Genomic DNA, 20,217 nt, shown 5'->3' with positions numbered 1-20,217 from the left:
GACCGAACATGCTGACGATCTGGGGCCGCCTCAATTCGCATAATGTGAAGAAGGTCGCCTGGTTCGCACAGGAAATCGGCCTGCCCTTCGTTCGCCATGATGTCGGCATGGAACATGGCATGTCCGACGCCTATCTGGCGATGAACCCCAATCGCCTGATCCCGACGATCGAGGATGGCGATGTCGTGCTGTGGGAATCCAACGCGATCCTGCGCTATCTTGCCCATCGCTATGCGCCGGAGGAGATCTATCCTGCCGACCCGGCATTGCGGGCGCAGGGCGACAAATGGATGGACTGGCAATTCAGCTTTGCCGACGCCCAGCGCGACGCCTTCATCCAGTTGGTACGACGCCAAAGTGGACAGCGAAATTTACAGGTGGTCGAGACATCCGCGCAGGCGTCCGGCGCGGCGATGACGATCCTCGACCGGGCGCTGGCGGATCAAGAATGGCTTTCGGGTGTCAATTTCGGTGTCGCGGATGTGCCTATGGGTGTCTACGCCCATACCTATTTCACGCTCGACATGCCGCGGCCCACCCTGCCGCATCTGCGCGCCTGGTATGACCGGCTGCGCGAAAAGCCGGCCTATGCCGAACTGGTAATGATCCCGCTCAGCTAATAAAAAGGGACGGCAGCCCGGCTGCCGTCCCTTTTTTAGATTTACCAGCGACTTAGAGGACGCTTTCGATCCAGCCCTTGAGCGCGCTCTTGGGTGCGGCGCCGACCTTGGTCGCGGCGACTTCGCCATTCTTGAACAGGATCATCGTCGGGATGCCGCGCACGCCATACTGGCCCGGCGCATCGGGATTTTCGTCGATGTTGATCTTGGCGATCGTGACCTTGTCGGCCAGTTCCTCGCTAATCTCTTCCAGAGCCGGGCCGATCATCTTGCACGGGCCGCACCATTCGGCCCAGAAGTCGACAAGGACGGGCTTGTCGGCGTCGATCACGTCCTGCTTGAAGCTGACATCGGTAACTGCCTTGGTGGCCATAACTGCAAACTCCTTAAGTTGGTCAATATCTAGGATGGCTGCGCCCGCTGCTCAACGGGTCACAGCAGCAAATATTGCTGCGTGGGCGAAAAGCCCGGCTTGTAGGGCGCCAGTTGCGCCGCCGGCAACGGGATGAGCCTCGCTGCACTGGTGTAGAGCAAAGCCGCCTCCACCCTGCGGCCGGAGAAGATCACTTCCAGCGCGGCGACATAGGCGGCCATCTGCCGGACATGGGCGACCGGCACCTCCTCCGCATCGCGCGGCGTCATCCGCCCGGTCTTGAAATCGACCAGCTGGACCCGGTCCGCCTCGACCCGCAGCCGGTCGACGGTGCCGGCAATCACCGCTTCGCCGACCACCGCGGCGATCGGCGCTTCGGCCAGCGCGCCCGGCGCGAACAGCGCGGCGAAATGTGGATCCTCGATCACCCGCAGCGCATGATCGATCACATCCCGGCGCAGAGTGGCATCCCCTGCCCCCTGCTGCTCCAGCCAGCGTTCCGCCCCCTCGCGACGCCGCTCGACCGGCAGGTCGGGCAGGCGCTGGAACAGGGCATGGAGCCAGCGACCGCGCTCGGCCGCCTGGCGCATCGCGGCGGTGGGCGGCGGATTGGGCACGTCATCCTCGACCGGCGCGGAGGGCGCCAGTGGCCGGGGTGGACGCTGTTCCGCCGGCGCCTGCGCGCGCAGCCAGTCCGGCTCGACCACCACAGGCTTGTCTTCGGCGCTTTCCAGCTGCGTGGCCTTGGGCGTCAGGGCTTCCGTCCCGCGCCAGCGACGGCGGGCACCCCAGAGCGGATCGGCCTCCCAGTCGCAACCCATGTCGACCATCGCCGCATCGACCGCGCCATACCAGCTTTGCGGCTTCACCTCGCCCTTGGCCCTTGGCCCGAGCGATCCGGCGACGATCAGTTTCTCCTCGGCGCGGGTCAGTGCGACATAGAGAAGGCGCCAATGCTCCTCCCGTTCGACCGCGGCGGCATCGGCCGCGACGTCGCCGATCGGCCCCAGTCGCTCGCCCTTGCGCGGGGCCAGGATCGGCAGGCCGTTCCATTCGAGCGAATCCATGCGGTTGCCGGCATCGGGATCGAGACAGGCATCGGCGAGAATGACGATCGGCGCCTGCAATCCCTTGGCGCCATGCACGGTCAGCAGCCGCAGCGCATCGCCCTGCGCCGCCGCGTCGCGGACGATTTCGACTTCGCCGCGATCGAACCAGTCGATGAAGCGCTGGAGCGAGGGATGGTCGTCCGCCTCGAAGCCGAGCGCGGCGTTCAGCAATTCCTCGATCGGGTCGGCCGCTTCCGCGCCCAGCCGCTCGATCAGCCGGCGGCGGCCGTCCATCGGTCCGGACAGGATCGCTTCCAGATAGCGATAGGGGGTGGTGAAGTCCGCCTGCCCCAGCAATTGGCGCAGCGGCAGCAATTGCGCATCGTCCAGCCGCTGGAGCAGATGACGCCACAACCCGCCCTTGCGCCCGATCGCCCGCTCCATCAGTTTGTCCTGGGTCCAGCCGATCAGCGGCGACACCAGCAGGGCGGCAAGGTTCAGGTCATCGTCGGGCTGCACGGCAAAGCGCAGCGCGGCCAGCAGGTCACGGACCGCCAGCGGCGCATTGAGGCGCAGGCGGTCGATCCCGGCGACCGCGACCTTTTCCTCATAAAGCCGCGCAACGATTAGCCGCGCGAGCTCGCTGCGGCGGCGGACCAGGATCATGATGTCGCCGGGGCGGACCGGGCGCCCCCGCGCCTCCAGCATCATCTTGTCGTCGATCCATTGCCGGATCTGGCGCGCGATCTTGCCGGCCAGTTCCCTTTCCTGATCGGCGACCCAATCCTCCTCGCCTTCGACCTCGTCGGCCAGCCCCGCGATCGTCGGTTTCCACAGCAGCACGTCGCCCGGATGCCGATTGGCGCTGATATGGCGCACCTCGCCATCGGACAGGCCCAGCGACTGCGCCCGCAAGGTGGCAATCGTCCGGTCGACCAGATCCAGCACCGGCGGGGTCGAGCGGAAGCTGCGATCGAGCGACAGGTCGTGGAAGACATGGCCAGCCATATCGGCATGGCGAGAAAAGACCATCTGCGCGGCGGCGAAGGCCTGCGGGCTGGTGCCCTGGAAGCCGAAGATCGCCTGCTTGAAATCGCCCACGGTGAAGATGGTGCGGACCTTGTCGGCCTTGGCACCGTCACCAGCGAAGAACTCGGCGGCCAGCGCGCCGACGATCGCCCATTGGTGGACATTGGTGTCCTGCGCCTCGTCGACCAGGATGTGGTCGATCCGCTGGTCCAGCTTGTAGCGGATCCATTCGGCGATCCCCTCCTTCTGGAGCAGGGAGGCCGTGCGCGCGATCAGGTCGTCGAAATCGACCGCGCCGGCGAGCCGCTTGGCTTCGTCATAGGCGCGGGCATAGGCGCGGCCGGCATGGAGCGCGCGGGCCAGCAGCGCGGCATAATCGGCCTGAAGCTTGACCCCGATCAGCTCGGCGCAGCGGGCATGGAGCCGTGCCGTGGCCTCGCCATAGCCGTCGATCGGCGGCACCCAGCCCTTGGCGGAAATGAGGTCGCCATCCGCCTTCGCCCAGGCGCTGTGCAGGTCGGTCAGGGTCACGGCGCGGGCTGCGGGATCGCGGCTGCGCCACGCGGCGATCCGGTCGCAGCGTTCCAGCGCCCGGCCCGTACCCCAGTCGGCATTAGCCTGTGCCACCCAGGCCAGGCTGCGCATGTCGAACATGTCGTCGCTGCACTGGTCCGCCAGCCAGGCATCGATATCACCTTCGGGCAAGCCCAGTTCGCGCGCCAGCCAGGGACCGATGTCGCCGGGCAAAGCGGTCAGCGCCGGCAGGCGTGCGGCACAGCGCAGCAGGAAAGCCTCAGCTGCGCCCTCGCCCAGCCGCAGGCTGAGCGCCTGCAAGGCATCGATCAGGTCACCGTCGCCCAGTTCCTCGGCCCGGATGACCATGTCGGCCAATGTCTGGCGGGCCAGCACACCCTGTTCGCGCGCGTCGAGCGGGCGGAAGCCGGGGGCGAGGTCCGCCTCCAGCGGGAAGGAGGCGAGCAATTGCTGGCAGAAGCCATGAATAGTCTGGATGCGCAGGCCGCCACCGGTCGATTCCAGCACTTCGGCGAACAGGCGCCGGGCGCGGTCGCGCGCCTCCGGGCCGCTCTCTTCGCCGAGCGCCTCCAGATCGTTGAACAGGTCGCGTTCCTCGGCCTGCACCCAAGTGGCGAGCCGATCATGGATGCGGTCGGCCATTTCCGCCGCGCCGGCCTTGGTGAATGTCAGACACAGGATATTTTCCGGGCGCACCCCCTGCAGCAGCAGGCGGAAGACGCGCGCGGTCAGCACATGGGTCTTTCCGGTGCCGGCGGAGGCCGACAGCCAGACATGGGCGTCGGGCGCGGCGGCCAGCGCCTGCGCGCCGGCCAGCGGTTGCAGCGGACTGGAGCCTTTAGCCATCGTCGCGCCCATACCATTCCTCCAGCCGCATCAGCTGGTCATAATCGCCATAATTGGCCACTTCCGGATTGACCTGCGCGGCGAAGGGCGCGGTGCCGGTCAGCCAGGTTTCGGCCGCGTCGCGAAACTGGTCATAGACGAAGGCGGTGAAATCGGCGGTGACGATCTTGTCGCGCTTGCCCATCGGATCGACCGGGCTCTCGCGATAGCCGAAAGCGTCGCCCTTCTTGGCCAGCGACCAATATTCGAAACTGCCCGCCACCCGCGCGCCGGCCACGCCGGGAAAGGCGCCATCGGCGGATTCGGCGATCAGGCCGAGCAGGCCCAATTGCAACGCATAACCGCCGCGCACCTGCCGCGCGCTGGGCGGCTTGCCGGTCTTGTAATCGACGATGCCGATGCTGCCGTCGGGCATCCGGTCGATGCGGTCTGCCTTGCCGGTCAGCAGCACGCCGGCAATCTCCGCCTTGCCCTCGGTCTCGACCGCCAGGATATGGCGACCCGCGGCCTGATCCTTCGCCACTTCGGCCGCGATCCAGCGGATCGCCTCGATCAGGCGCGGCTGCCACAGCGCGCGCAGCAGCGGATGGACATCAGGCCGGGCGAACATGGCGCGGGCGCGCGCCTCCAGATCGGCCGGATCGCGGCTGCCACCCTGCGCCCAATGCTCCAATATCTCATGCACGACCGTGCCGCGCCAAGCCGGCCCGGCATCCGCATCGACCGGATCGAGGCGATTGAGCTTCAGGATGCGCCGGGCATAGAAAGCGAAGGGGTCGGCCTTCAGCCGGTCGACATCGGTAACCGGAATGCGGGTCGGCCGGGCGGCGAGCGGCGGCACCGGCGCGGGGCGCGCGGACGGCCGGTGGCTGGGCGGCAGGTCCAGCGCATCGGCCAGCAGGCGATAGCGATCGGCGGCTTTCCATTGTGGCCCCGCCATTGCCTTCAACCGCAGCCAGAAGCGCGAGGCGATCGCCGGGCCGCCGCTGCCGCGCCGGGCACGGGTGATGAGGACATGCGGGGCGCCGAGCGCGCTCGCAAAATCATGCGCGGCAAGGCCGATCCGGGTTTCCAGGCCCGGCAAGCCCAGCTCGCGGCGAATGCGCGGTGCCAGCCAGGGATCGGGCGAAGGCAGGCCTGGCCAGCTGCCTTCGTTGAGGCCGCCCAGGATCATCAGGTCTGCCTGCACCAGTTGGGCCTCGACCAGACCCAATATGGCGATGCGCGGATGGCCGCCCTGCGGCGGGCGCACCGACACGCCGCCCAGCATATGGTCGAGCAGTGCGGGCAAGGAGCGGATATCGGCCTGGCGCGGCCCTTCGGTCGCGGCGGCCTCCATCTCGGCGAACAGGTCGGCGGCGGCATGGCCCTGATGCCCGGCCCAGAGCGCGTCGTTGGTCAGCGCCCCGGCCTGTTCGCGCACGGCCGCCAATTGCCCGGCCAGATCGGGCGCGAGCGCGAAGGCGGCCTCCAGCGGTTCGAGCAGATCGCGCGCCCAGGGCCACCAGGCGCGGGCCTGCGCACGTAGCTCCTTCTGCCGGTCCTCGCCCTCACGCGCTTCCAGCAGCAGGTCGATGCCGCGCAGCCCCGCCTGCGGCCGCGGCCCCCGCAGCAGCAGATCGAGCTGACGCACCCCCTCCAGCCAGGGCAGGCGCATTTCGCCGCGCATCACCAGCGGATGCTTGAGCAGGGTCAGGAGCGCGACCGGCGCAAAACGCTCGGCTGCGGCCTCCGCCATCGCGATCAGCAGCGTGCCGGGCGGGAGGCGGGAGAGCGGCTGACCAGCGGAATCGTCGGCCTCTATGCCCCAGCGGCGCAGATGGGCGGAGACGCGCACTGCCAGTTGCCGGTCGGGCGTCACCAGCGTGGCGGTCCGCTCGGGCGTTTCCAGCGCCTCGCGCAATGCGATGGCGATGGCCTGCGCTTCCTCGCCCGGCGTTGCCACCTCCAGCGCCTCGACCCCGGCAAGCGAGCGATCGGCGGTCTTGAGGTCGCGCCAGCGACTGGTCAGGCGCGGCGGCAGCATCGCGTTGGAAATGTTGCGGCCGCGCACGGCGCGGGCATCATGTTCACTGCCCCAGCGCCACTGGGCGACATCCTCGCGGCTGGCGCTCATCCGGTCGAGCAGGCGCTTCAAGGCATATTGGGGATGGGTCTCATGTCCCGCAGCGCTGCGGCCGGTGACGGGATCGGGCGGGAACGGACCGATCGCGGCCCAGGCGTCCTCGTCCAAATTCTGGTCGAGCCCGGCGAACACCACCTGGCCGTTGGGCAACTCGGCGATCCGCCGCAGCAGCCCCGCGATCGCCGGCGCGGTGGCGCTGATGCCAGCCGCGACGATGAAGCCCGGTGGTGGCGCTTCGCTCCAGCGCGCTGCGACCCGGTCGAACAACCGATTGCGCCGGTCGGCCAGGTCAACGAGGCCAAGCCGCGCCAGTTCGGCCGGCCAGCGGGCAATCAGGATGGAGAAGAGGTCGAGCGATTTTTCCCAATGGCTCGACAGCCCCTCGATCAGGTCGAGCTTCGACAGCGCATCGAGGGGCACCCGCTCCACCTGCATCTGGTCGAGCACGGCGCCGAGCGCCTGCCCCAGTTGCAGCGCCTGGCCGGCATCGGCCGCGCCACCAGCATCCTGGACCATGCGCGCCAGGATCATCTGTCGTCGCATCGGCGGGATGGCCGCGGGAACGGCATCGCCCTCCCAAAGCGGATCGAGCGCGCCCCCCACTTCCTCGCCCAGTTCCGGATCGCCCAGCGCGACCAGACGGGGCAGCAGCAAACCGCCTTCAGCCCGACGGACAAAGGCGTCGCTCACGGCACGGACGGCGCGATTGCTAGGCAACAGGATCATGCCCTGCGCCAGGCGGATGGGATCGCTCCCCTGCTGCGCCAATATGCCGGCGACCAGCGCGTCGGCGAAGGCGCGGTGCGCCGGGATGGTGTACAGCGCCGGCTTGGCTCGATCACCCATGGGCGATCATCGACTCCACGACGGGAATGGCCTGCGGCGTGCCCACGTCGAACCATAACCCCTGATGCACCGCGCCATAGAGGCGCCCGGCCTCGATCGCACGGTTCCAGAAGATGTTCGTTGAAAAGACATCCGCTGGCGGATCGACCAGGAGGCGGGGCGACAGGATCTGCACGCCGGTGAAGACGAACGGCGCGACATGAGCCGTCTTGCGCCGGGTCAGGCGGCCATTGGCATCCATATGGAAATCGCCCGGCCCGCTATGGCAATTGGCCCGCGCCAGCGGCACCAGCAGCAGCAGCGCGTCCATCCGTTCGGGATCCCATAGCCGCTGCATCATGCCCAGCGTCTCGGCCGGACCATCAATCCAGAGATTGTCGCTATTGGCGCAGATGAACGGCTTGTCGCCGAGCAGTGGCTTGGCGTGGATCAGCCCTCCGCCGGTTTCCAGAAGCTTGGCCCGCTCGTCGGAAATGCGGAAGTCCATGTCCTTGCGCGTCCTGAGATGCGCCTCGACTGTATCAGCGAGATAATGGACATTGACCACCACCGTCTTGATCCCACCAGCGGCCAGGCGATCGAGCGCATGGTCCATCAGCGCCTTGCCGGCGACTTTCACCAGCGGCTTGGGACGGGTCGCCGTCAGCGGGCGCATCCGCTTGCCGAGTCCTGCTGCCATGAGCATGGCGGTATCGATCATGCCTGGGCAAACTCCTCGAGCGCATGATGACGCTTGTCGGCAGGGATATTGGCGTCGAACCAGGCCTTGACCGGCGCCAGCGCCGGATGGGCGAGATCGCGTTCCAGCAGCCCCCACATGCGCGGCAGATAGGACAGGTAGCGTGGCTTGTGGTCGCGCTTCCACAGGCGGGTGAAGATGCCGATGATCTTGGCGTTGCGCTGGGCGCCGAGCACCGCATAGGCGGCGTCGAAATCGGCCGGCGGATTGGCGACCGCATGATAATGGGCCAGCATCGCCGCCTCCAGTTCCGGCGACACGTCGCGCCGGGCATCCTGCAACAGCGAAACGAGATCATAGGCCGGGTGGCCGGCCAGCGCGTCCTGGAAATCGAGCAGGCCCAGGCCGCGTACCTCGGGCCGGTCGATCAGCATGATGTTTTCGGCATGATAGTCGCGCAGCACGGTGACGACCGGGCTTGCCGACTGTTCGGCGATCGGCAGTACCGCGTCCCAGGCTGCATGATAGGCGTCGGCATCGACGTCCAGCCCCAGCGCCGGGCAATACCATTCGGTCAGCAGCCCGACCTCGCGCTGATAGACCGCGCGGTCGTAAGGCGGGACATCCGCTGCGGGCAGCTTGTGCAGGTCGGCCAGCAGATCGATCGCGCGGCGATAGACCGCCAGTTCGCCTGCCGGATCCTGCTCGACATGTTCCTTCAGGCGCTCGTCGCCAAAATCCTCGATCAGGACCAGCCCCTGCGTCAGATCCTGTGCCAGGATCGCCGGCGCGGCAAAGCCCTGACCCAGCAGATGCTGCGCAATCGCAATGAACGGGCGCGGATCTTCATGCGGCGGCGGCGCGTCCATCAGCACGGCACGGCGACCGCCGTCGACCACGCGGAAATAGCGACGGAAGGACGCATCGCCGGCAAGCGGAACGATGGCGGCGCCATCCCAACCCGCCTGTGTGAGGAAAGCGGGGGCGGTTGCGGGGGGGATCATATCTGTGACCATCGATCCGTCCAAGCGTCGGGCACGCGCGCTGTCAAGCGCCGTGCGCCATCCGGCTCGATCATGATGGTCAGAAACAGGGCGTGCGACCAGAGCCCATCGCCCAGCCTGTCGGGCCATTCGATGATCAGCAGGCTGTCCTGCAGATATTCGTCCAGCGCCAGCTCGGCCGCTTCCTCCGCATCATCAAGCCGGTAGAGATCGACATGGGCGACCGGCAGGCGGACATCGGGAATGTCATAGGGCTGGACGATCGCGAAGCTGGGGCTGGGCGCCTCCCCCTCCAGGCCAAGCCCCTCCAACAGGCCGCGCGCCAACGTCGTCTTGCCGGCGCCGAGGCCGCCTTCCAGCGCGATGACGTCACCGATGCGGACATGGCCCGCCAGTCGTCGGCCCAGATCGAGCTGGGCGCTCTCGCCCTCCAGGATCATATCCAGTTCAGCCACGGGGCAGCTCGATCACGACCATCGTTCCCTGCCCCGGCTCCGACACCAGTTCGAAGGTGCCGCCATGGGCCTGTGCCAACTGCTTGACCAGCGGCAGGCCAATCGTCGCGCGCGCGCCCTTGCGGTTCTGCTCGGCGCGGCTGATCGCATCGAAGATCGTCGCCTGCCGGGTGGCATCGATACCGGGGCCATTGTCCGACACGACCAAGCGGGCGAGATCGGGGCCGCCATCGCCATGCAACAGCACCCGTGCGCCCGAGCCGCAATAGCGTACTGCATTTTCCAAAAGATGATCGACCGCCTGGCCGATCCGGCGTGCATCGCCCTGGATCACCCCCAGCGTATCCTGCAGGGTGACGGCAAGATCGATCCCCTTGGCCTTAGCCTCGCCATCGATGCGCGCGACGCTGGCGCGCACCAGCGCCGCCAGATCGACCTCGCTGCGTTCGATCGGCAGGGTGCCGGCCTCGCCCTGGGTCAGGTCGAGCACATTGTCGATCAGCATCGACAGGCGCCCGGTGCTCTGCAGGATACCGTTCACATACTCGACCGCGCTGTCGCTGAGTTCGCCAGCATAGCCCGCGCTCATCATCTCGGCAAAGCCAGCGATGGTCGTCAGCGGCGTGCGCAGTTCATAGCTCATGTTCGTGACGAAGGCGGTCTTGACCTTGTCGGCCTGCTCCAGCGCCTCGTTGCGGTCGCGCAGCATCTGCTCGACCCGCCGGCTGTCGGTGACATCCAGCATGGTGAACAGCGCATTGCCATCCGGTAGCGGAATGGCGGCAAATTCGAAGATGCGCCCATCGGCAAAGCCGACATGGCCGACACGCTGCTTGCGCTCGACCGTTGCCGCGCGGACCAGTTCGCGCACCAGATTGCTCTGCTGCGGCTTGGCAAGGCGACTTTGCACGGCGCGCATCAACTCATCGATGCGGGGATGCTTGCCCAGCGCCTCTTCACTGATGTCCCAGATGGTGCGGAAACGGCTGTTCCACAGATGCAGGCGCCCATCCGACGAGAAGACGCCGATCGCCTCGAACAGATTGTCGAAGGTCGCCGTCCGCACCCGCAGCAGCGTATCGCGCGCACTCGACAATTGCACCTGTTCGGTCCGATCCTCGAAGATCAGCAACAGGCCACCATCGGGCAGCGGCTGGGCATAGACGCGCAAATGCGTGCCATCGACCAGCAGCCAGTTTTCCTCCAGCGGATCCGGCGACAGGAACCAGTCGCGCCGCTCCGCGCGCCAGGCCGGGAAGTCGCGATTTTCCGGCAGGCGGCGGGCATCGCGCATCTGATCCAGCACGCGCTCGAACAGCGGTGCATCGGTCAGCGCTTCCTGTTTCAGGCCGAACAGGCTGATGAAGGGCTGGTTCCAGAAGCGCAGCGCCCGATCCGGACCGAAGCGCGCAACGCCAGCCGACAGCCGATCGAGCAGATCGCGCTGCGCCGCTTCCAACCGACGATGCTCGACCCGCGCCTGTTCCAGTTCATGCTGGTCCATCGCGAAACCTGCGACCCCGGCCGCGCCCAGCGGCACGTCGACGACGCGCATCGTCCGCCGTTCGCCATCGATCGTTGCCGGAACGATACGGGCAAGCGAATTGCCTTCGTCGAGCGCCTGTGCCGCGGCGTCCTGCGGGCTGAAGCCGTTCACATTCTCGACCAGTTCGGTGCCGTTCATGATCACGTCATGGGCGCCGGCGCCATCGACAGCACGGACATAGGCGCTGTTGACCAGGCTCAGGCGCAGGTCGGGCGTGCGGTGCCACATCGGGAAGGGCGCGGCCTCGACCAGTCCGGCGAGCGCCTCCAGCGCCTCGCGCAATTGCCCGACGGTCGCGCTCAGCGCCTGGATTTCCGCCTGGCTGTCGGTCGCGTCGAAGATCCACAGCACGACGCCGCCATTGGCGGCCAGCGCCGGCCCGGCTGGCGCACCGCGAACCAGCAGCGTGCGCGACGAACCGCTGCCCCGGATCGGCAGCGAAAAACTCTTGCCGGCCTTCTGTGCGGCGCCGATCTCGCGCCCCAATGCGGCGGCATCGGCCGGCTCAAGCCCACCATCGGGCGCCGTCAGTTCGGACACGAAGGTCGGCACGCGGTCCCGGCCCAGCCATTTGCCCAGCCGGTCGGCGGCCTCCATCCGGCCGTCAGGATGAATGATGACGGGCGCAGCCGGCGCCGACGCCAGCAGCGTCGTCAGCCGATCAAGCTTGCCCTGCGCCTGCATCCCCGCGCGGCGCATGCGCTGACCCGTGATCAGCGCCCATATCGCAGCCCCCAGCCAGCCGGCCATCACCGTGCCCAGCAACAAAGTGGCAAGCGGGCTCATAGACCCCATTGCGCCATTCCCATCCCGTTCGCGACCAGTTGTTTATCGTTCATACAGACCAATGGCCACGGGCCTAACGCAACTTGGCGCCGGCGGAAAGCGCCCAGATATGATGAATGCCCGGCACAGCATGGTCCGGGCATCGGATAAGGCAAAAGGGGGAGGATGGCCCTCCCCCTTTCCAATTTTTAGTAGCGGTAGTGGTCCGGCTTGAACGGGCCTTCGACCGGCACGCCGATATAGTCGGCCTGACGCTGGCTGAGCTGGGTCAGCTTGACGCCCAGCTTTTCCAGGTGCAGCGCGGCGACCTTCTCGTCCAGATGCTTGGGCAGGACGTAGACGTCGTTGCCGTAGGTCTCGCTCTTGGTCCACAGCTCGATCTGGGCCAGCGTCTGGTTGGTGAAGCTGGCCGACATCACGAAGCTCGGGTGGCCGGTGGCGTTGCCCAGGTTGACCAGGCGGCCCTTCGACAGGACGATGATCTTCTTGCCATCGGGGAATTCGACTTCGTCGACCTGCGGCTTGATCTCGGTCCACTTCATGTTGGCGAGGCCGGCGATTTCGATCTCGCTGTCGAAGTGACCGATGTTCGACACGATCGCCATATTCTTCATGGCGCGCATATGATCGACGGTCAGAACGCCTTCGTTGCCGGTGGCGGTGACGAAGATGTCGGCGCGCGGCGCGGCTTCTTCCATCGTCACGACTTCATAGCCTTCCATCGCGGCCTGAAGCGCGCAGATCGGATCGACTTCGGTCACGAGGACGCGGGCGCCGCCGTTGCGCAGCGACGCGGCCGAACCCTTGCCGACGTCGCCGAAACCGGCGACGCAGGCGACCTTGCCGGCCAGCATGACGTCGGTGCCGCGACGGATGGCGTCGACCAGCGATTCCTTGCAGCCATAAAGGTTGTCGAACTTCGACTTGGTGACGCTGTCGTTCACGTTGATCGCCGGGAAGGGCAGCTTGCCCTTCTTCGACAGTTCATACAGACGATGGACGCCGGTGGTGGTTTCTTCCGACACGCCCTTGATCGACTGGACGGTCTTGGTCAGGAAACCGGGGCGCTCGGCAAGCACGCGCTTCAGCACGGCGCAGAAGATTTCCTCTTCCTCGTTCGACGGCGTGAACAGCTCTTCGCCGGCTTCGACGCGGGCGCCCCACAGGGCGAACATGGTGGCGTCGCCGCCATCGTCGAGGATCAGGTTGCAGACGCCGCTGTCGTCATTGTGCCAGTCGAAGATGCGCTCGACATAGTCCCAATATTCCTGAAGGCTTTCACCCTTGACGGCGAAGACCGGCACGCCCGACGCGGCGATGGCGGCGGCGGCATGGTCCTGCGTCGAATAGATGTTGCAGGTCGCCCAGCGGACCTGCGCGCCCAGCGCGGTCAGCGTCTCGATCAGCACGGCGGTCTGGATCGTCATGTGCAGCGAGCCGGTGATGCGCGCGCCCTTGAGCGGCTGCGACGCACCGAATTCGGCGCGCAGAGCCATCAGGCCGGGCATTTCGGTTTCGGCGATCTCGATTTCCTTGCGACCAAAGGCAGCAAGACCGATATCGGCGATCACATAATCCTGCGCCTTGTCAGCGGGTACGGTGGCCACGAGCCTGTCTCCATCATTAGAAATTGACCGGCCGCCGGCATGAGGAAGGCGGCGGCGATGGTCGGGCTTTACCAATCGCCGCCAAGCATGGCAACTCAATATAAAGTTTTCTTTATGTGTTAATTGGCCGGACCCCGAACCTGTGCAGACGGCAGGCGTGCAGCCCCTTCCGCCAGGGCGATGGAGCGACCCACAGAGCCGCCGCTTACACCTTCGTCGGCCAGCAGATCATTGGCGAGGGCGATCGCCATGTCGCACTGGGGCGCATCGATCCGCGGCGCAATGCCGGCAGATTCCGACAATTTCCAGATCGCTGCCCGACTGGCCGGAACCGCATTGGCCGCCGCCTGGATCGCCTGGAGATCCCGGCATTCGAGGCCGCCGGCTCCTGCACCATAGCTGTTCGCGAGCATGATGACATAATCATCATAGGCGTCGAGGCCGCCCTCCAGCCCCGCAACGTCCGCGAAGTGGCTGCGCAGCGCGTCATTCACCTCGACCAGGGCCGTCCGCTTTTCACGCACGAACTGGTTATAGGCCGGCAGGAAATCATAGGCGCTGGTGTTGCAGCGAAGCGCCGACACCATCAGCATCATCTCGAAATTGCGGACCTCGGCCGCCTCGACATGATCCTTCTTCCAGCAGGTCGCCGCCGACGCCGGCGCGAGTGGCATCGCTGCGGCAAGCGCCGCACAGATAATCTTCTTCATGAAATAAACCCCGCATATTCCCCAGAGACGAAGAATGGGCGGAACCAATTGCTGCAATCTATCGCGCTATGGTTAAGGCGAATTTACCCTAAACGGTTCAGTTACGATGTCAGAACAAGCGGCCAATGGCTGTTGTTGTTCTGCCCCTGAAACGGCCGAAAATCGACAGCGCAACGGATCGAAAAGTCAGGCCGACCCGCCGCCGCTCACCAGATGGGCCGAATCGACCCCCGCAGCGGCATAGGCGGCGCGCCATTTGCGGTGCGCAGGCGTGTCGAACAGCAGGGCGGCATCGCCCTCGGCCAGGAACCAGCTTTCGCCGGCCATTTCCCGTTCCAACTGGCCTGCGCCCCAGCCCGCATAGCCCAGCGCGACAAGATAGCGGCTTGGACCGCGCCCTTCAGCAATCGCCTTCAATATGTCGAGCGAGCCGGAAAGGCCCCAGTCCGGCCCGGACTGCACCATATCCTGCCCGGCCCAGTCGAGCGAATGCAGCACGAAGCCGCGCCGCGGCTCCACCGGCCCGCCCTTCAGAACAGGCTGGTCAGGAATAGCCGAAGCGTCGATATCGAAACTCTGGAGCAGATCGCGCAAGCCGACCCCCTCGACCTCCTCGCTCAGGGAAATACCCAGCGCCCCATCCTCGTCATGCACGCACAGCGCAATCACGGAATGGTCGAAGCGCTCATCTTCCATGCCCGGCAATGCCAGTAGGAAGCGGCCGCCATAGAAGCGCGGATCGGTCATGCTGCGGAATATAGGCAGAAACGCGCCAATGCCAATCGGCGACCGTCGCGACAAAGGGGCATCGTGCCATATTCCGCGCCCGCACCCTTGACAGCGAAGGCGCGAGCAACGAACTCCGCGACGCCACAGGCCAGGAGACAAGATATGACCATCGCCAAGGGTGATCGCCTTCCCAGCACCACCTTCACGAAGATGACCGAAAACGGCCCCGAACAGATTGTTTCGGACGAATATTTCGCGGGCCGCACCGTCGCCCTCTTCTCGGTGCCCGGCGCCTTCACGCCGACCTGCTCGGCCAAGCATCTGCCGGGCTTCATCGAAAAGGCCGAGGCCCTCAAGGGCAAGGGAGTCGATGAAATCGCCTGCACCGCCGTCAACGACGCCTTCGTCATGGGCGCATGGGGCAAGTCGGCCGGCGCCGATGACAAGGTGACGATGCTGGCCGACGGCAATGGCAGCTTCGCGCAGGCCGTTGGCCTGACCATGGACGGCAGCAAGTTCGGCCTTGGCGAGCGCGGCCAGCGCTTCTCGATGATCGTCAAGGACGGCGTCGTCGAGGAACTGAACGTCGAAGCACCGGGCGACTTCAAGGTCTCCTCGGCCGACTTCATGCTCGAACAGCTCTGAATTTTCCGGTCGCGCGCCCGGCCGGATCGGTCGGGCGCGCGATTGTTTCGCTGGCATCTTCCTTCCGTCACACAAGTGCGGTAGCAAGAGGTGATGACACAGAGCATCGGCACAGCGATCGTCGCGCAACTCGACGCCATCTATCAGACATCCATCGAAAATCTGCGGGAGGCCATGCGTGCCTATGCCCGCGACGGCAGCATCCCGCCGCCCGAGGCTCGGGCCGACCGGCGCTTCTGCTATCCCGAACTGCGGGTCACCTATCAGGATGACAGCCAGGCGCCGCCGCCGGGCCGCTCCTTCGCCCGCCTGTCGAAGCCCGGCCGCTATGTGACCACGGTCACCCGGCCCGCCATGTTCGCCGATTATCTCGCCGAACAGATCGACCTTCTGGTCCGCGACTATGGCGTGGAGGTCGAAACCGGCCTGTCGGATCAACAGATTCCTTTCCCCTATGTCCTCGACGGACTCGACATCAACGCGCTCGACGGCACACCGCCGACCGAACTGGCGCGCCACTTCCCGGCAACGGAACTGGCCGAGATTGGCGACGAGATCGCCGACGGACTGTTCACGCCGGATGCCGAAGGGGACCGTCCGCTCGCCCTGTTCGACGGGTTGCGCACCGATTTCTCGCTGGCGCGCCTGAAGCACTATACCGGCACCCCGGCCGAGCATGTGCAGCGCTATATCCTGTTCACCAACTATCATCGTTATGTCGACGAGTTCGTGGACTGGGCGTGCAAGGAACTGCAGCGTCCTGACAGCCGCTTCACCGCGCTGTCCGGTGCCGGCGGCGTCTTCGTGACGCCTGAAACGGCGGACCCGGCCCAGATGATCGCCGACAGCGCCTGGCGCAAGCATCAGATGCCGGCCTATCATCTGATCGCACCGGATCGCAGTGGCATCACCCTTGTCAACATCGGTGTCGGTCCATCCAACGCCAAGACCATCTGCGACCATCTGGCGGTGGTGCGTCCCGAAGCCTGGCTGATGATCGGCCATTGCGGTGGCTTGCGACCCAGCCAGCGGATCGGCGACTATGTGCTGGCCCACGCCTATCTGCGCGACGACCATGTCCTCGACGAAATGCTGCCGCCGGAAATCCCGGTGCCGGCGATCGCCGAGGTCCAGGTCGCGATGGCAAGCGCCGCCGAGGCGATATTGGGCGGGGGCAATCCGGAAGATTTCAAGCGCCGCCTGCGCACCGGCACGGTCGTCACCACCGACGATCGAAACTGGGAATTGCGCTATTCCAGCTCCGCCCTGCGCTTCAGCCTGTCGCGCGCGGTCGGCATCGACATGGAATCCGCGACGATTGCGGCGCAAGGTTATCGCTTCCGCGTTCCCTATGGCACGTTGCTCTGCGTATCGGACAAGCCGATCCATGGCGAACTGAAGCTGCCTGGCCAGGCCAACCGTTTCTATGAGGAAGCCATTGCCGGCCATCTGCGCGTCGGCCTGATGGCCTGCGAACTGCTGCGGCAGGAAGGCCCCAAGCTGCACAGCCGCAAGCTGCGTGCCTTCAACGAGCCCCCCTTCCGGTAAGGCCGGAATGTCCGCGCTGTCGCCCGATCCGACGGATCAGGCGACAGCGCGGGATACCGTGACCCGGTTCTTGCCCTCGCGCTTCGCCGCATAGAGCGCCGCATCGGCCCGCGCGACAAGGTCGTCCAGTTCCCGATCATCCGGCCGCAAATCGGTAACGCCAAAGCTCGCCCGCAACAGCGCCTGAGGCGCCTCGCCAAGGCGCAGGCAGCTGATTTCCGCCCGCACGCGCTCCATCGCATCGGCCGCGACTTCCGCGCCGGTGTCGACCATCAGCAAACCGAACTCGTCGCCGCCCAGGCGGCCAACCACATCGCCGCGCCGCACCGCGTTGGTCAGCAGATGGGCAAAGCCGCGCAGCGCGGCATCACCCGCCATATGACCATAGCCGTCATTCAGCCCCTTGAAGCCATCCAGGTCACAGATGACCAGCGCAACCGGTCGCCCCTGCCGCCTGGCGTTGGCGATCGCCCTTTCGGCTGCTTCTTCGATACCGCGACGGTTGAGGATATTGGTCAGCGGATCATGCATCATCTGCTGCCGAAGCTGCTGGGCCAGGTCGCCCGCCACCACCAGTACCGCCGTAACCGCCGTGCCGACATAGACGGTCGGCATGAACAGCCCGAGGATCGCGCGATAGAGTTCCTTGCCGTCCTCCGGGCCACGGATCAGGGCTGCCGATGTGGCCAGCGCCAGCTGACCCAGAGCAAAGGCGAACAGCGCGGCGAAGAAGGCCAACTCGGGCGGCGTGAAGGAGCGATTGCGCGGCCAGAGCGACAGCGCACTGACCGCCATGAGCAGACCGACATAGGCAGGAATGATCATCCCCTGCATGATCTGACTACCCACCGGCCCGATCGCAATCGCCATTGCGAGGCTCACCAGGACAGCCGGGACGGCAAAGGCGAGCAATTGCAAGGGGCGGCCCGAACGCTGACGGATGCCGATCGCCAGTAGCGACGCGCTGACAATGAGGCCGATGCCGGTCAGGATGAACAGCCAGCGGCTGTGCAGGAAATAGCCACCTGCATTGGCGATCCATTGGAGGATGGCGACCGCATAGGATGCGGTCCAGGTCAGCACATGCCTCTGGCGGCCGAAATGCAGCCATGAAACACCCATGGCGATGGTCATCACCAGGGCAGTACCGAAAAGCAGGGAAAGAATAACGGCCGGCGCGCTCATGCGCCGGCCATTTACCAATTTTTACGGCGACTTACCAGCCGCAGGACTTGCCCTTATTCTGCGTCTTCAACCATGTCTGAAGCGGCGCGAAATAATTGACCAGCGCCTTGCCCGACATCTCGCGGCTACCGGTGAAGGCCTGCAACGCATCGGGCCAGGGCTTGGATGCGCCCATCTTCAACATGGCATCAAGTTTCTCGCCTACCGCCTTGTTTCCATAGAAGGAGCAGCGATGGAGCGGCCCCTTCCAGCCGGACTGACGGCAGGCCGCCTCATAGAATTGGAACTGCAGCACGCGCGCCAGGAAATAGCGGGTATAGGGCGTATTGCCGGGGATATGGAATTTCGCGCCTGCATCGAACTTCGTCTCGTCACGGGACACCGGCGGGACGATGCCCTGATACTGACGGCGCAGGTCGGTCCAGGCCGACTCATATTTGGATTCCGGGATCGATCCGTCGAACACGCCCCAGCGCCATTTGTCGATCAGCAGGCCGAACGGCAGGAAGGCGACCTTGTCCATCGCCTGGCGCAGCAACAGGCCCAGATCCTTGTCGGTGCCCGGCACCTTGGCCGGATCGAGCAGGCCGATCTTCACCAGATAGTCGGGCGTGATCGACAGCGCGATGAAATCGCCGATCGCCTCATGGAAGCCGTCATTGGCGCCGTCGAGATAGAGCGGCTTCTGGATATTATAGGCGCGCTGATAATAATTATGGCCCAGCTCATGATGGATGGTGACGAAATCGTCGCCATTCACCTTGGTACACATCTTGATCCGGATATCGTCCTTGTTATCCAGATCCCAGGCGGAAGCGTGGCAGATAACTTCGCGGTCGCGAGGCTTGGTAATCTGCGAACGATCCCAGAAGGTCTGCGGCAGCGGCGCAAAGCCGAGCGAGCTGTAGAAGCCTTCGCCCGTCTTCACCATCTTGATCGGATCGTAATTCTTGGCCGTCAGCAGGTCGGTGATGTCATAGCCCAGGTCACCGGCACCGGCGGGCGCGACGATGTCATAGATATTGCCCCATTCCTGTGCCCACATGTTTCCGAGCAGGTCGGCGCGGATCGGCCCGGTCTTGGCCTGGACCGCATCGCCATATTTCTCGTTGAGCTTGGTCCGGGTATAGCAGTGCAGATCATCGTAGAGCGGCTTCACCTCGGCCCAGATCTTGTCGGTCAGCTTGGCGAAGTCGTCAGCCGGCATGTCATATTTCGACCGCCACATCGCGCCGGTGTCGGCAAAGCCCAGTTCCTTGGCGCCCTGGTTGGCGATCGTCACCAGCTTGGCATAGTCGCCGCGCATCGGCGCACCGACATTGTCGTGCCAGCTGACCCACATTTCCTTGAGCTCGTCCGGGTTGCGGTCCGTGCCCATCTTCTCTTCGATGTCGCTGCCGTTGATCGGCTGGCCGTTCAGCGTGCCCTTGCCCTTGCCATAGGTGGACTGGAGCTTGGTCGCGAGATCGTTGAGTTCCTGCGAGGCGCCCGGCGTGGTTGGCGCGGGCAAAGTCAGCGCGGTGCGCAGCAGCGTCAGGCGGCGCCTAGTCTCTTCGGTCAGGCCCGGCGCGGTCGCGAACTTGGCCGCTTCCAGCGCATAGTCGACGCGCATCGTCGTATCGATCGCGCCGAAATAGGATGCAAGCGCGTCGGTGTCGTCGGTGATGTAGGTCGCATTGATCCAGGCGGCCCGGCTGCTGATCAGCGACTGATCGAACAGCGCCTTCTCCGCCTTGGTCAGGAAGGCTTCGGCCTCGGCAGCGGTCGGCTGCTGCGTGGTCGGCGCCTGCTGCGCCAGCACCGGCGATGCAACAAGGGCAGCCGCAAGCGCGGCGATCGAAATGGCGATTTTCATGGAACTTGGCCCCTCAGGTCTTCTTATGGCGCCAAGGTGGATTAGG

General features: G+C 65.6%; 15 protein-coding genes. 3 read left to right on the top strand and 12 right to left on the bottom strand.

What is annotated here, in order from left to right; genetic code table 11:
• Positions 1 to 8: 8 nt before the first annotated feature.
• Positions 9 to 620, top strand: coding sequence for a glutathione S-transferase family protein (locus JQK15_RS17310; RefSeq protein WP_214866606.1), 612 nt, complete (start codon positions 9 to 11; stop codon positions 618 to 620).
• A 52-nt stretch (positions 621 to 672) separates the two neighbouring features.
• Here JQK15_RS17310 and trxA read toward each other — a convergent pair whose 3' ends face one another.
• The 10 genes from trxA to JQK15_RS17260 all read right to left on the bottom strand — a co-directional run bounded on the left by trxA (position 673) and on the right by JQK15_RS17260 (position 14,956).
• Positions 673 to 1,020 (bottom strand): thioredoxin TrxA, encoded by a 348-nt coding sequence (trxA, locus tag JQK15_RS17305; RefSeq protein ID WP_257011054.1) that lies wholly within the window; start codon positions 1,018 to 1,020, stop codon positions 673 to 675.
• Between the two features lie 32 nt (positions 1,021 to 1,052).
• Positions 1,053 to 4,463, bottom strand: a complete 3,411-nt coding sequence (gene addA, locus JQK15_RS17300) for a double-strand break repair helicase AddA (RefSeq protein WP_214866605.1) — start codon at positions 4,461 to 4,463, stop codon at positions 1,053 to 1,055.
• Positions 4,444 to 7,422: a double-strand break repair protein AddB gene (addB, locus tag JQK15_RS17295; protein WP_214866604.1), complete on the bottom strand. Its 2,979-nt coding sequence runs from the start codon at positions 7,420 to 7,422 to the stop codon at positions 4,444 to 4,446. Before addB ends, addA begins: the two co-directional genes overlap by 20 nt.
• Positions 7,415 to 8,122 (bottom strand): nucleotidyltransferase family protein, encoded by a 708-nt coding sequence (locus JQK15_RS17290; protein ID WP_214866603.1) that lies wholly within the window; start codon positions 8,120 to 8,122, stop codon positions 7,415 to 7,417. The genes addB and JQK15_RS17290 overlap by 8 nt, the downstream gene beginning before the upstream one ends.
• Complete coding sequence (locus JQK15_RS17285; RefSeq protein ID WP_214866602.1) at positions 8,119 to 9,105, bottom strand: aminoglycoside phosphotransferase family protein; 987 nt, start codon at positions 9,103 to 9,105, stop codon at positions 8,119 to 8,121. The genes JQK15_RS17290 and JQK15_RS17285 overlap by 4 nt, the downstream gene beginning before the upstream one ends.
• Positions 9,102 to 9,545, bottom strand: a complete 444-nt coding sequence (gene tsaE / locus JQK15_RS17280) for a tRNA (adenosine(37)-N6)-threonylcarbamoyltransferase complex ATPase subunit type 1 TsaE (protein ID WP_251007835.1) — start codon at positions 9,543 to 9,545, stop codon at positions 9,102 to 9,104. Before tsaE ends, JQK15_RS17285 begins: the two co-directional genes overlap by 4 nt.
• A gap of 7 nt (positions 9,546 to 9,552) precedes the next feature.
• Positions 9,553 to 11,901: a sensor histidine kinase gene (locus tag JQK15_RS17275; protein WP_214866600.1), complete on the bottom strand. Its 2,349-nt coding sequence runs from the start codon at positions 11,899 to 11,901 to the stop codon at positions 9,553 to 9,555.
• 179 nt (positions 11,902 to 12,080) lie between these two features.
• Positions 12,081 to 13,499: an adenosylhomocysteinase gene (gene ahcY, locus JQK15_RS17270; RefSeq protein ID WP_010338767.1), complete on the bottom strand. Its 1,419-nt coding sequence runs from the start codon at positions 13,497 to 13,499 to the stop codon at positions 12,081 to 12,083.
• 119 nt (positions 13,500 to 13,618) lie between these two features.
• A complete protein-coding gene (locus tag JQK15_RS17265; RefSeq protein ID WP_214866599.1) occupies positions 13,619 to 14,209 on the bottom strand; it encodes a hypothetical protein in 591 nt (196 codons plus the stop codon).
• A 186-nt stretch (positions 14,210 to 14,395) separates the two neighbouring features.
• On the bottom strand, positions 14,396 to 14,956 hold the full coding sequence (locus tag JQK15_RS17260; RefSeq protein ID WP_004207178.1) for a YqgE/AlgH family protein: 561 nt from the start codon (positions 14,954 to 14,956) through the stop codon (positions 14,396 to 14,398).
• Between the two features lie 144 nt (positions 14,957 to 15,100).
• On the opposite strand from JQK15_RS17260, the gene JQK15_RS17255 reads away from it, so the two are divergent.
• Positions 15,101 to 15,583 carry a peroxiredoxin gene (locus tag JQK15_RS17255; protein ID WP_214866598.1) on the top strand — a complete coding sequence of 161 codons (483 nt, stop codon included), beginning with the start codon at positions 15,101 to 15,103 and terminating at the stop codon, positions 15,581 to 15,583.
• Positions 15,584 to 15,676: 93 nt separating this feature from the next.
• Positions 15,677 to 17,131 carry an AMP nucleosidase gene (locus JQK15_RS17250; RefSeq protein WP_010338771.1) on the top strand — a complete coding sequence of 485 codons (1,455 nt, stop codon included), beginning with the start codon at positions 15,677 to 15,679 and terminating at the stop codon, positions 17,129 to 17,131.
• A gap of 36 nt (positions 17,132 to 17,167) precedes the next feature.
• Here JQK15_RS17250 and JQK15_RS17245 read toward each other — a convergent pair whose 3' ends face one another.
• Both JQK15_RS17245 and JQK15_RS17240 read right to left on the bottom strand, forming a co-directional pair.
• Entirely contained in the window at positions 17,168 to 18,316 is a 1,149-nt protein-coding gene (locus JQK15_RS17245) for a GGDEF domain-containing protein (protein ID WP_214866597.1), read from the bottom strand.
• A gap of 31 nt (positions 18,317 to 18,347) precedes the next feature.
• On the bottom strand, positions 18,348 to 20,171 hold the full coding sequence (locus JQK15_RS17240; protein ID WP_159366253.1) for a M2 family metallopeptidase: 1,824 nt from the start codon (positions 20,169 to 20,171) through the stop codon (positions 18,348 to 18,350).
• Between the last annotated feature and the right edge of the window lie 46 nt (positions 20,172 to 20,217).

This window comes from Sphingobium sp. BHU LFT2 (assembly GCF_018604485.1).
Taxonomy (GTDB): Bacteria; Pseudomonadota; Alphaproteobacteria; order Sphingomonadales; family Sphingomonadaceae; genus Sphingobium; species Sphingobium yanoikuyae_A.
Note: the sequence above shows the minus strand (reverse complement) of the source record. Positions and strands in the feature narration are given on the sequence as shown.